Raw genomic sequence first — 11,616 nt, 5'->3', positions numbered from 1 at the left:
TAGCAGCGACTCCGACCGAATAGTGAGAACGAAGCGATGGGTGTGTGAACGGCATCCAGTCAGGACGCTCGCAGTGCCCCGTCCTGTCGCACACGCACCGGGCTCCGACCGGCCTCGAAAAGGGTATCGACGCGACGACGATCTGCGTCGGTCCGACCAGTGATCGCCGAGACCGACAGGAAGACAACGAGGTTCACTGCCATTCCGACGATACCGGCGGTGAGCCCGCCAAGGCCCGCAATGTCGTCAGGGTAGATCCAGGTCAAGATCACCGCGACGCTGAACCCGGAGAGCATGCCGGCAACAGCACCATGCTTGTTACCACCGCGCCAGAAGAGTCCCAGAAACAGAGGAATCGACAATTGCACGATCCCCTGGTACGAGATCTGAGCAAGGAGCTGCAAACGAGCCATGTCGAACGTGAGATACGCGACGACGCCGGCGACCGCCATGAATACGACCATGCTGGACTTTGCAACAGCCGTCAACTGTCGATCCGATAGCGGACGCTTTTCCGAATTGATGATGTCGTTCGCAATCTGCAGACCGCACACCTGGACGCTGCCGTCGATATGCCCCATGGATGCTGCGAAAACAATCGTGACCGCCAGACCCAGCATCCAGGTTCCACCGTATTGGTACATCAGGGTGAACCAACCATTCTGCGGCACCTCGTGCACTTCTGCGATGGTCGACGCAGCGAGTCCCACAAGCATCAACAAGCTGTAGAAGACCCCCGAGATCAAGACGGTGCGGATAGTGCCCGCCTTGACTGATCGCACTCCGGAGGCCGTGTAGATACGCTGGAAACTTGTTGGCCAACACAGTGATCCGACAACACCAGTGAAGATCAGTGCAAACAGGTAGAAGGGCCCGTATGCGTCGCCATCACCTGGTACCCGCAACATCTCCACCGGCAGTTCCGCCAACGCCCCGAAGCTGATGGGTGATCCACCAAATCCGACGAGCATGAGCAGACACACCAATCCGGCAACCACGTAAGCGACTATCCCCTGGAACAGGTCGGTCATGATAAGCCCGCGCATGCCCATCTTGACTGTCCAGATCTGGCGAACGACGATGAGCGCCAAGCCGACCAACAGGCAGGTTGTGACGGACCATTTGCCTTCGCTGGCAACTTCGAGGAGTTGCCCCAGCGCTTGCATTCCGAGCACCACCCACGGGAACAACGACACCACACCGATCACACTGGCAATCTTCTTGACCAATGTCGAGTCGAACCGCAGCCCAAGAAGGTCTGGTTGAGAACGTAATTCGTATCGAGCTCCCCATCGCCAGGCCTTTGTGGCCATGAAATACATCATCGCGACGCCTAGCCCCGAGTAGGCCAGTCCGTAAAATCCGAATACTCCGGCACCAGCCGCCAAACCGAAGAAGGCGATGAAAACCGCACCCGGCCACCAAGAGTTGACGTAGGACATCGCGACGAACCATGGACCATAGCTACGACCACCCACCGAATACTCGGTGAAGGACGGCGCTTCGCTGCGCTTGGTGGCGTAGAGGATATAGACGACGACAGCATAGAAGACTGTCAACATTCCGAGCATGATCAACATGTCATTCTCCAGTCGGCGAACTCGGTGACCCAACAGAGGGGCCGGATACCACAGCGAAGGCCTCGTCCAGCTCGCCCCTGATGCCTTCGACCAGATAGAGCGCCCACAGACTCAGCCCGACCAACAACCCGTCGAAGAGCCAGTAGAAGACACTGAACGGCAGCCCCAAGATTCGTGTCGAGACACCACTTGCTGCGAGATACAACGGAGGAAACAGCGCGAGCAGAAGGCTTATGCCATATAGGAAACCGAATGTCACATGAATTGTTCGCGGCTCGAGTTGCCGAATGAACTCTTTCATTCTGCCTGCTCCTCGAGTCCACACCAGTCGATCGCAAGCGCGGCAAAAGTTCTTGCAGCAGTGTGAACTTCGTCGATCAGACAGTACTCGTCATCTGCATGAGACACCCGCAGGTCGCCGGGTCCGTAGCTGATCGCGGGAACGCCTGCCATTGTGAGAAAAGAAGTATCCTCAACCGCACAGAACCCGGCAACGGTTGGTGCACCGGCAAACCGTGTCCCACCCGCGGCAGCGATGTGTGCCTGGGAGATCGCTTGGGTGATCTCAGCTGCCGACTCTCCCGGGTCGTTCGCCGGCCAACTGAGTTTCCATTCGACGGTCGGCGGATTGTCCCGCAGCCAGCCGTCGGTCCGCGCTATCGAGTCGATTTGCGCCTCGATCTCCTGCTTGACTGTTTCAGGGTCGTCCTGAGGTGGGTACCAAACGCAGTACTCGATGGTCATGTATTCCGAAAGAATGAACGGCACAAGCACTCCGTGTGGACCACCCGTCACTACACCGGGATGAATCGAGAAATGCCCAGGAGCGAAGAGCGGGTGCGTCTTCGTGAATGCCCATTCTTCTTCGAGGCGTTGAAGTGCCTGAAAGACGAGAAACCCCTTGTCGATTGCGTTGACGCCGACCTTGGACCCGCCACCGCCGGCTCTGATCGTCTGACCACGCATCGACGAGTGAGTAGCTTTTCCTGCCACTGTCACCGAGAACCAGAGCAGACCTGGGGTCACCGGGATTACGCCGAGTTGAGTCGGACCGCTCGGTTCGGCCACGACAGCAGCATCAGCCCGGTACCCGCGTTCCAGGGTCGACGAGATCCCGCATTCATGGTCCATGACCTCTTCCCCGACAACCGCCTGGATGATCAGATCGCCACGAAGTGAGATACCGGCACGTTGCAGTGCCTTGACCGCGAAAGCCTGTGCGACCAGCCCTGCTTTCATATCGCTTGCGCCGCGACCCCACACTCGGTCACCGTCGACTCGACCAGAGAACGGGTCTCCCGATTCCCACCGCGCAACATTTCCTGGGGGTACGACGTCCACGTGCCCGTTGTAGATCAACGAACGCCCACCACCGGAGCCGGAAACAGTCCCCACAGCGTTGGTCCGCTTGGCTTCGACTTCCCATCTCTCCACATCGGCGCCACTGTCCTGATAGATCTCGGACAGCACGTTACTGACTTTGCCCTCCAGGCCTACGACTTGGTCGTAGGCCTGGCCGGGATATTTCGGATTCACGCTGGGAATAGCGATGATCTCCGACAACACTGTGACCATGTCCTCAGCCAACGCATCGACAGCGTCGAACGCGCGACGTTTCGCTGCCACTTCGGATGGGGGTCCGGACAACTCCGTGGGATTACTCACCATGTGCTCCTGGAATGTAGGTGAATCGACTTGAACCAGAAAGAGTCCCGTGCATTCATGGACGGAATACTTACTGCGGCAGCAGATTCGCCGCGAGTAGACAAAGACTAGATGTGAACAAGGTCACGCAACATCAGCAACTCGACCCCAGATGAGCACCTGCGGGGACACGTTCATCCGTCAATCAACGGATCCCTGGATCGTCCGACAGGCAGCCCGCACCCGGATCGACCCAGATTTCGGCACCGGCTGGCAGCCGGATCACACAATCCGACGCTATCTTGTTTTATTGCAACAGAACTCAGGATTCGGAGTCGGTACGAACTTCCAGGACGGTGGTTTTGGTCTCTGTTCGTCCAGCCGGTCCCCGGGCAGTCACCGAGATTCGAGTTCGATCGGCGCGAAACAGGTCGCGTGAGTATTCGAACGGAACGCCCGTCTGGTCTCGGGTGGTGCGCGTGATCAACAACAGAGCAGCATCAACGCGGGTGCCGAGTACCGAAGCCTCAGTCGTGGTGGCGTTGACAGCTTCGATCTGCTCCTCGGCCGCACCGGGAACCAAACCGTATGCCTGCTCCATCAATTCGTAGAGCGAGCCGCCGAGAGGACGCTCCAGCAGACCCGGAAACCTACCAGCCGGGAGTTGTACGTGTTCCAACGAGATGGGAGACCCGTCGGCGAGCCGAATGCGCCGAATATCGATCACGAACTCGTCCTCGCCCAAACCCAGCGCATCTCGCGCGCTACGGTCGGGAACGGTCATTTGAGTGGAAAGGATCCTGCTGCCGGCTACGTATCCTTGGCTCGCCAGATACGCGGGTAACCCGATGACACCGGAGAGATCTCGCTCGACCGTTGCATGACTGATGAACGTCCCGCCGGAACGCCCGATCGCTCGACGAACGACCCCGGCTTCCTCCAATGCAGCAAGAACCTGCCGCAGACTCGAGCGGCTGACTCCGTAGTGTTCTGCCAGTTCCCGCTCGCTCCCGAGCCTCGACCCGGGAGGCAATGCTCCGGAATTGATCTCGGCAACGATACGCCGCCGGACCTCCTCAGTTTGCGCACCCATGGGGCAGCCTCCTGAACATGGCGGGTATTCGGTCTGACCAAATAATAGCCGTGCGCGCCGACGACGGATTCACCGGGGACAGGTGAATCCGTCGTCGCTTGTCTTACATTTCGCCGAGCGCCATCGCCGACTCCGGAAGGACCTGTCCCCCATCCACGATCAACGACTGACCGGTGATGTACGCGGCTTCGTCCAGGGCAAAGAACAGTGCCGCATTGGCGATATCCTCGACGCTGCCCAGACTGCCGGCCGGGACACTGGACGCCATTTCGTCCAGATACTGCTGTCCCAAACCGTCGAGTCCCTCGGTGATCACATTGCCGGGCAAGACGGCGTTGATCGTTATCTTCTTCGGGGCCAACTCAATGGCAGCAGTTCGGATGAAGCCCATCTGCGCGGCCTTGCTTGCCCCGTAGTGCGACCAACCCGGATAACCGGTCACGGGCCCGGTGATCGAAGATGTCACGACGACCCTTCCATGCCCGGAAGTTTCGAGCCACGGCATGCACGCTTGCACGGCGTGGATGGTGCCCTTGACGTTGACGCCGAATACGCTGTCCATGTCCTCCGAGGTCATCTCCCCCAGCCGCTTCGACGGGAAGATCCCAGCGTTCGCGCACAACACGTCAATTCCCCCGTGTCGCTCAGCCGCAACTTCTGCCATACCGGCCAAGGAGTCAGGATTCGTGACGTCGACTTGAAGCGTGGAGACGGTGCCAGGAAGATCGTTCAAACCCTCCGCCGCACGTGCGAGAGTCGGAGCGTCTCGCGCGGTCATGAGCACATTGGCCCCTGCGCGCGCGAATACCCGAACCATTCCCAAGCCGATGCCCTTGCTACCGCCGGTGACGACGACCGAACGACCTTCAATGGAGTTGAACATTTGGACCTCATCAGAGTTGATTGATCGGGACTAGTCGGTCAGCGAACAGAACCGGTTCGTTCGAGTGAGGAACCGGCGGAATCGAGGTATCTAGTCGCCAGATCGCACGTTCCCGCCGCATAACTCGAACTCTTTGTGCGCGACTCTTGGGAATGCGAGTGGGAACCCATCCAGGCCACCAGGAGCATCCTGCGCAGCATGACGAATGTAGCGAGCATGTCTTCGTCCTCGTCGGACAATTCCGCGACGGTTCGGTACCCGGACATCCACGCTTCCTGCCAACGCGGCAATGCCGGGTCGTGCTCGATGAAAGACACGGCGGTACCGAAGTCGTACAGGAACCAGCCGAAACCACAATCGTCGAAATCGATCACGTTGACCTGATCTGCATCGACGAGAAGATTCGCCAGTCGGAGGTCTGCGTGCACCAAACCAAATCGGTCCGGGCCCTGCCCGTATCGTTCCAACCTCCGGTGGATCAATTCCACGGCAGGCTCCAACGTCGCAATCTCGTTGGTCCCGATGCCGACGGCATCTTGCCAGCGCCCCCACCGCGGTGTCTCGCCGAGTGTATTGGTCCAATCCCAGGAGAAGCGAGCGAAACCCGCCGGCTTGCGCCAACGCTTCGAATGAGAATGAAGTCTCGCTGTCACCGCTCCGAGTGTATGAAAGTCGTTTGCACAAATTCCCGCTTCATCCGGCTCCAAGCCACCCATCGTCTCGAAAAGGACGGCGTGCCGCGTTCGTCCGGAAACTTCCGTCGTCACGATTCGACGCCCGTCCGATGTCCGAATAACTTTGGAGGCATCAACGATGTTCTCCTCGTGGAGGGCATCGAGCCAATCCAGTTCTGACTCGATCGCCTGCGCATTGTGGTAACCCTCCCGATGCACGCGGAGGATTCCACCCGAGCCTGTCCCCGGGTCTTCGACCAGATAGGTCGCATTTTCCGACAAATTGATCATGCGCCACTGCGCATCTCGCGAGAACGTGTATTCCTTGATCGCACGATCTGCGACCAGATCTTCGGCCGATCCCGCACCTTCGACAAACATCAGGTGGTCCTCCTCTCCTCTCAGAAAACTGACTCAGCCGTGTTCGCGGCCTTCGATACCTGCCAAGACGTCCGTGATCCTGTCTCGGGCCGACGTCACCTCTTCGGTCGATCCTGCGATATACAGCCGTCCGGCTGCACCGATCATCTGCACGTCTACGAGAGTGATTCCCGGAGCTGCGCGTTCGGCCTCGTTGGCGGCCACCGTCGCGAACAGCGCCGGGGTCATTTCGTACACGAGCAGTGACTGCCCAGGCATTACCATCGATGCCTGTCTGTTCCGATTGATGATCACCGCATGCTGATCCGTGATGTCCTCGATCACGTCGTGGTAGAGCACCTTCGGTCGCAGCTGATCAGCTGCCTCGCTACCAGTGCCGTCCAAGATCGCCTGACCCGCACGTTCCACATCGGCGAGGTTGTTCGCATGAATCTCGAGAACTCCGAATTGCCTTTCCACGTAAAGTATCCCGGGCTCGACCGAAGGAACCGCCCTCAGCGCGAGGTCCATCACGCGTTCGATCGCGAGAGCTGGTGACACCTCGACGATGAGTGCGTAATCGTGCTCATACGGCGGGTACCCACGCGCGCGAGTGGGTGTACCCATGTACGCCGCAAACTGACGTTGCAGGTCGTGCACCATCAGGTAGACACGGATATCCGTTGTTGATTGCACTTGTGCGGACACCGAGGTGCCTCCTCCTCAGATTTTGATCCCGCCAGGACGTTGACCCTGCTGGGCCTAACCGATGCGAGCGAGCTACTTGGAGACCACCGAGAAGTGCGCACCGAGTTCGGCATGCGGACGCGGAATCACATGGACGCTTACCAATTCGCCTACCTGAGAAGCTGTTTCAGCACCAGCCTCCGTGGCGGCCTTCACCGCCCCCACTTCACCGGTGACGATGACCGCCACCAATCCGTCCCCGACCTCTTGCCGATCCGTGATGGTGACGTTGGCTGCCTTGACCATTGCATCGGCGGCCGCCAACGCTGCAACGAATCCCTTGGTCTCGATCATTCCGATTGCTGTGCTGGACATTTGTCGACTCCTTTGTTGACGGTTCTGTCGCGAGGTACGCAGACAGGAGGATCACGATCCGGTCAGAGACCGGAGTTCGGGGGAACTTCGGGGGTGGCGTCTCGATCGATCGATCCGATGACGAGAGCGTCCACAGGTGGTGGTGTACCGGGAAACCAGTTGGATGCGACGGAGCCCTGCGCAACGAGGACGTGCTCGCCGACACCCGAACCCAGAACATCGAACGCGATGAATCGGTCGCCCGACTCCAGAGCCTCGACGCGCAGAAGCGCGCCGTTCGGCAGTCCGTCGATGCGTCGCGACGACCAGATGCTTCCCGTGACAACTGCGGCAATCATCAGCGCTCCTTTTCGAATGAGACCCCGAGAGCGCGTGCCTTCTCGCGAGCCAGCGGGGTTATCACTGCTTTGCGCCCGAGAACAAGGCGCGCACCGGATTCTGCAAAGCGAGCTATGTGCCGCTCGGTCACCACACCCTCGTCGATACGGTGAACTGCCGATGTTGGTCCTGCCGCCTTGGGGCCGGGGGCGAGTGTGAATTTCAATCGGCCGGCACGCAGGTCTTGCCGCGATTTCGGATTCTCGAACAATTCCAGCAGCTTGAACACGAAGGTCTGCAGTTCGGCGCTGGTGCTCAGCCGCACTGCTTCGGTCTTGTTTCGACGAGAGACAGCCATCGGACCAGTCGGCGTCGGAGCGAGCTGAGATGAGGCGGGCTTGCTCGGGGCGGGTTTATCCGGAGTGAGTTTATTCGGGACCTCAGGTGTGACTTCCCGGATGATCTCTCGAATCATAGTCCGAAGCTCTTCGGGCGGAGGCAATTTCATCAGAATTCACCTCCCAGAGCACTCTGAGCTGCCTCGGCGGCCTGCCGCACATCTGCTTCACTACCCGATAGATACACTCGACCAGTTGCACCCATCATGCGAAAGTCGACCACCTTGACGTCGGCTGCCTTCTCCGCCTCGTTCGTGGCCAGGATCGCATATGAGGCAGGCTGAACTTCCAGAACGAACAGCGAATCTCCAGCCAGCACCATCGATCCGATCTTGTTGCGATTGATCAGGAACGCATGCTGCGGTTCGATACTGGAAATGATCTTCGAAGCGAGAATTGTCGGCGAGATCGCAGAAGATCTGGTCGCCTCGAGTGCGTCCAGCGCCGCGTCTGCGGCAGAAGTCACCGCCCCTGTTTCACCGTGAAATTCCAAGTACCCGAATTGCCTTTCGACAACCAACACGCCAGCCTGCACATCAGCATGTTTGAGGGCAACGTCGGTTATGCCTTCGATATCGAGTCCTGGCGCAACCTCGATAATTTGAGCGGCAGAATCGGCCCGCGGAAGCGTTCCGCGGATGAAGGTACCCAGATAGGACATCGTCTGTGGTTGCAGCCTGTCAATGAAAATGAACGATCGAAGTTCAGCCATGGGTCACCTCTTGTTCAGTTGGGAGAGTTCTTCGACGACTATCCGACGAAGCTCTGCACGGAGCCGATCCGCATCTGTCGACGAGCCTCGAACAGGCGAGTCAGCGCGGATTATCCGCGGAACCGATTTCGGCACAGCCACTCCCGACCTGGGGGCAGCGTTCGAAGCGATGGGGTAAACCGGCACGGCACCGGCCGGCACCTGCCAGATTTCGACGCCCGAAAGATTCGCCATGCGGACACTTTCGTCCGAGTTGTAGGCGACGCGAGCCCAGTTCAGTAGATGCTTCGGCTCGAGATTGTCACCGATCGAACTGCGCCCGGCGAATCCGGTACCGATCGTCATCGATGGAGCCAGATTCGTGTCGAGTCCAGCGCTACCCGTACTGTTTCCGACGTTCACCGAAATACGCAGCACCGGCACCAGCGCCGCATAGTTCATGATCGTGTGCGAATTCTCGCTGTGAATCGCCGCAGAATGACCGGCGCCGGCGATACGGACCACTGCCCGCGCAGCTCGTACACCTCGATCAGCGTCAGGGACCCGCACCATCCCGATCACCGGTGACAGTTTCTCGTGCGCCAGAACCTCTTCGGAGCGAACAACATCGAACGGAGCTACGAGCAGTCTGGTTTTCGCGGTCAGTCGCAGTCCGATCTTGTCCGCGATCCACACTGCATCCTTGCCGACGACGTCCGTGTTGAGGTGGCCCTCGGGAAACATATACTCGCGCAGTCGATTCACGTCATCGACATCCAGGAAGTGAGCCCCCACACGCTGCATCTCGCGCGTCAAGCCATCCGCAACTGCATCCTCGGCGATGAGTACGGATTCGTTGGTGCACAGAAGAGAATTGTCGAAAGCCTTGCTGTCGACGATTCGTTGTGCAGCCAAACGCACATCCGCGGTGGCGTCCACGAACACAGGTACATTGCCCGGACCCACTCCTAGAGCCGGATTGCCCGACGAGTAAGCCGCGCGGACAACGCTGGACCCACCCGTTGCCACGATGACGTCTGTTCGATCGTCCGACATCAGCGCTTCCATCAACGGAATCGTCGGCTCGTCGACCACCTGAATGATGCCGTCCGGTGCGCCTGCTTCCACCGCTGCGGCACTGAGCATGTGCGCCGCATCCGCACACGACAGCTTTGCCCTCGGATGTGGTGCAACCACGATGGCATTTCGGGTCAACATCGCGATCAATACTTTGAAGTACACCGACGAAACAGGATTGGTAGTAGGAGTGAGAGCAAGCACGACACCGGCAGGGCGTGGAATCTCGACTATCTTGTCGAGCTCGTCCACCCTGGGGCTGACAAAATCTTGCCCACGGTAAAACTCGAGGATTCCGCGTGAGCATGCCTGATTCTTCCGAATCTTGTCTGCAACCACCCCCATTCCCGTCTCGCGAACTGCCCATTCGGCATAGTGCCCAGACGCTTCGTATGCCGCGTCGGCTACCGCCTGTGCAATACGACCCACCGAGTCGGCGTCGTAAGTGGCAAATGACTCGGCGGCCCAAACGGCGCGTTCGAGCATATGTCCGGCAAAAGCCGTACTCATCAGATTGCCCTCCGGTCAGAGTTGTGAACGTCGTCGCGTGCTCGTCCGACAGCAACTTCAACGCGGTCGAGGACGTCTTCGCATAGCTCACGCGACATGAGAATGCCTGGTTTGAACTGCAGCACACGCGGATCCAAAGTCGAAAAGATCGCCCATACTCCCAGTTCGTACAGCTGGCGCATCACGAACTTCGCCCCTTCGGGGTGGTCGAATCGCAAACCGAGGATCACTCCGTTCTGACGAATCTCGGCGAACCAACCGGGGTATTGATCTTGAATTCTGCGAAGCCCGGCACCCATGAGTTCGGAGATGTAATGCACCATCGATCTCACCTCTGGGCGGGTGGTGATCTCGAGTGTCTTGAGCGCTGCGACACAACCGAGTTCGGCGCCACCGAACGTCGAGATGTGACCGAAGCCGTCCTGCTCGAGCCACTGCCCCGCCCGATCACTGAGCAGCACAGCCGCGATCGGATAGATGCCGCCTGAAATTCCCTTACCGGTCACCATGATGTCGGGGTCGATCCCGTGCTTGGTGATACCCCACAGTTCACCGGTACGCATCAGCCCTGTCTGCACCTCGTCTGCGATGTACAGAGCGTCGTACGCTTCCGTCATCGCTTTGACCGCCTCGAGGTAGCCCGGCTCCGGTAGTGGAAATCCGTACGTTGCCGGAATCGTTTCCATGATCACCGCTGCTACGTCACGGCCAGACAAGGCCTTGTCCATTGCATCCAGATCACCGAACGGCACTTGAATGAACTCGTCCGGTCGATCCGCGAGGAAGAGCTTCGCGAACCGATCGTCACCGGTGCCTACCGCAAGTCCGGTATGACCGTGATATGCCTTCACGATCGATACGATCTTTCGCTTCTGCGTTGCGTGCCGAGCACTTTTGAGCGCGATGTCTATCGCCTCTCCACCTCCGGACGCGAACGCAACCTTCGTCAGACCTGCAGGAGCCGTCTGGACCAACGCTTCAGCGAGTGCGGTGCGCGCGACCGAGGGAAAGTGGTGGTTTCCGATGTCGAACAGTTCGAGTCCCTCGGCCACTGCCGCCACCACCTCCGGATTTCGATGCCCGAGGTTGTAGGTGCCGCCATTCAAATGAAGGTCGATGAGGCGGCGGCCCTCCATATCCCACAGCACGTAACCCTCGCGTCGGCCGATGACCAGATCGATGCCACTGTCGGTCCAGAACTGAGTCTTGTCGGGGTTCCAGTACCGTTTGGCCTTCTCCAGCACTTCGCTCTTGGAATCGAAGCTGAATGAGCCGTAGTCGTACATATCCCACCTGTCCTGACTCGGGCCCGATTCGTTCGGGCTT

13 protein-coding genes are annotated in these 11,616 nt (G+C 59.1%); all 13 read right to left on the bottom strand.

Features of this window, described 5'->3' with window-relative positions; genetic code table 11:
• Nucleotides 1-59 precede the first annotated feature (59 nt).
• The 13 genes from G8767_RS21965 to G8767_RS21905 all read right to left on the bottom strand — a co-directional run bounded on the left by G8767_RS21965 (nucleotide 60) and on the right by G8767_RS21905 (nucleotide 11,576).
• The gene (locus G8767_RS21965; protein WP_166811755.1) at nucleotides 60-1,580 is read right to left on the bottom strand and encodes a sodium:solute symporter family protein; all 1,521 of its coding nucleotides are present in this window, start codon (nucleotides 1,578-1,580) and stop codon (nucleotides 60-62) included.
• 1 nt (nucleotide 1,581) lies between these two features.
• Nucleotides 1,582-1,881, bottom strand: a complete 300-nt coding sequence (locus G8767_RS21960; protein ID WP_166811753.1) for a hypothetical protein — start codon at nucleotides 1,879-1,881, stop codon at nucleotides 1,582-1,584.
• Nucleotides 1,878-3,245: an ArgE/DapE family deacylase gene (locus tag G8767_RS21955; protein WP_166811751.1), complete on the bottom strand. Its 1,368-nt coding sequence runs from the start codon at nucleotides 3,243-3,245 to the stop codon at nucleotides 1,878-1,880. Before G8767_RS21955 ends, G8767_RS21960 begins: the two co-directional genes overlap by 4 nt.
• A 301-nt stretch (nucleotides 3,246-3,546) precedes the next feature.
• Entirely contained in the window at nucleotides 3,547-4,317 is a 771-nt protein-coding gene (locus tag G8767_RS21950; protein ID WP_124566844.1) for a GntR family transcriptional regulator, read from the bottom strand.
• 103 nt (nucleotides 4,318-4,420) lie between these two features.
• Complete coding sequence (gene fabG / locus G8767_RS21945; protein ID WP_166811749.1) at nucleotides 4,421-5,200, bottom strand: 3-oxoacyl-ACP reductase FabG; 780 nt, start codon at nucleotides 5,198-5,200, stop codon at nucleotides 4,421-4,423.
• A 38-nt stretch (nucleotides 5,201-5,238) separates the two neighbouring features.
• Nucleotides 5,239-6,255 carry a phosphotransferase gene (locus G8767_RS21940; protein ID WP_124566846.1) on the bottom strand — a complete coding sequence of 339 codons (1,017 nt, stop codon included), beginning with the start codon at nucleotides 6,253-6,255 and terminating at the stop codon, nucleotides 5,239-5,241.
• Between the two features lie 33 nt (nucleotides 6,256-6,288).
• Nucleotides 6,289-6,897, bottom strand: coding sequence for a microcompartment protein (locus G8767_RS21935; RefSeq protein ID WP_050794046.1), 609 nt, complete (start codon nucleotides 6,895-6,897; stop codon nucleotides 6,289-6,291).
• Nucleotides 6,898-7,014: 117 nt separating this feature from the next.
• Entirely contained in the window at nucleotides 7,015-7,296 is a 282-nt protein-coding gene (locus G8767_RS21930; RefSeq protein WP_124566847.1) for a BMC domain-containing protein, read from the bottom strand.
• Nucleotides 7,297-7,358: 62 nt separating this feature from the next.
• Nucleotides 7,359-7,634: a EutN/CcmL family microcompartment protein gene (locus G8767_RS21925; protein WP_124566848.1), complete on the bottom strand. Its 276-nt coding sequence runs from the start codon at nucleotides 7,632-7,634 to the stop codon at nucleotides 7,359-7,361.
• Entirely contained in the window at nucleotides 7,634-7,972 is a 339-nt protein-coding gene (locus G8767_RS21920; protein WP_308115616.1) for a hypothetical protein, read from the bottom strand. Before G8767_RS21920 ends, G8767_RS21925 begins: the two co-directional genes overlap by 1 nt.
• 149 nt (nucleotides 7,973-8,121) lie before the next feature.
• Entirely contained in the window at nucleotides 8,122-8,724 is a 603-nt protein-coding gene (locus tag G8767_RS21915) for a BMC domain-containing protein (protein WP_003943811.1), read from the bottom strand.
• 3 nt (nucleotides 8,725-8,727) lie between these two features.
• Nucleotides 8,728-10,290, bottom strand: a complete 1,563-nt coding sequence (locus tag G8767_RS21910; RefSeq protein ID WP_166811745.1) for an aldehyde dehydrogenase family protein — start codon at nucleotides 10,288-10,290, stop codon at nucleotides 8,728-8,730.
• A complete protein-coding gene (locus tag G8767_RS21905; protein ID WP_124566851.1) occupies nucleotides 10,290-11,576 on the bottom strand; it encodes an aminotransferase class III-fold pyridoxal phosphate-dependent enzyme in 1,287 nt (428 codons plus the stop codon). Before G8767_RS21905 ends, G8767_RS21910 begins: the two co-directional genes overlap by 1 nt.
• Between the last annotated feature and the right edge of the window lie 40 nt (nucleotides 11,577-11,616).

Origin of the sequence: Rhodococcus sp. IC4_135, from assembly GCF_011602025.1 — a bacterium.
Taxonomy (GTDB): Bacteria; Actinomycetota; Actinomycetes; order Mycobacteriales; family Mycobacteriaceae; genus Rhodococcus_F; species Rhodococcus_F baikonurensis.
This window is presented reverse-complemented; position numbering and strand designations above follow the sequence as displayed.

Coding starts and splice junctions, on each gene's coding strand:
- G8767_RS21965 (WP_166811755.1), bottom strand. CDS start 1,580: ATGTTGATCATGCTCGGAATGTTGACAGTCTTCTATGCTGTCGTCGTC.
- G8767_RS21910 (WP_166811745.1), bottom strand. CDS start 10,290: ATGAGTACGGCTTTTGCCGGACATATGCTCGAACGCGCCGTTTGGGCC.
- G8767_RS21925 (WP_124566848.1), bottom strand. CDS start 7,634: ATGATTGCCGCAGTTGTCACGGGAAGCATCTGGTCGTCGCGACGCATC.
- G8767_RS21935 (WP_050794046.1), bottom strand. CDS start 6,897: ATGGTGCACGACCTGCAACGTCAGTTTGCGGCGTACATGGGTACACCC.
- fabG (WP_166811749.1), bottom strand. CDS start 5,200: ATGTTCAACTCCATTGAAGGTCGTTCGGTCGTCGTCACCGGCGGTAGC.
- G8767_RS21920 (WP_308115616.1), bottom strand. CDS start 7,972: ATGGCTGTCTCTCGTCGAAACAAGACCGAAGCAGTGCGGCTGAGCACC.
- G8767_RS21930 (WP_124566847.1), bottom strand. CDS start 7,296: ATGTCCAGCACAGCAATCGGAATGATCGAGACCAAGGGATTCGTTGCA.
- G8767_RS21950 (WP_124566844.1), bottom strand. CDS start 4,317: ATGGGTGCGCAAACTGAGGAGGTCCGGCGGCGTATCGTTGCCGAGATC.
- G8767_RS21960 (WP_166811753.1), bottom strand. CDS start 1,881: ATGAAAGAGTTCATTCGGCAACTCGAGCCGCGAACAATTCATGTGACA.
- G8767_RS21915 (WP_003943811.1), bottom strand. CDS start 8,724: ATGGCTGAACTTCGATCGTTCATTTTCATTGACAGGCTGCAACCACAG.
- G8767_RS21940 (WP_124566846.1), bottom strand. CDS start 6,255: ATGTTTGTCGAAGGTGCGGGATCGGCCGAAGATCTGGTCGCAGATCGT.
- G8767_RS21905 (WP_124566851.1), bottom strand. CDS start 11,576: ATGTACGACTACGGCTCATTCAGCTTCGATTCCAAGAGCGAAGTGCTG.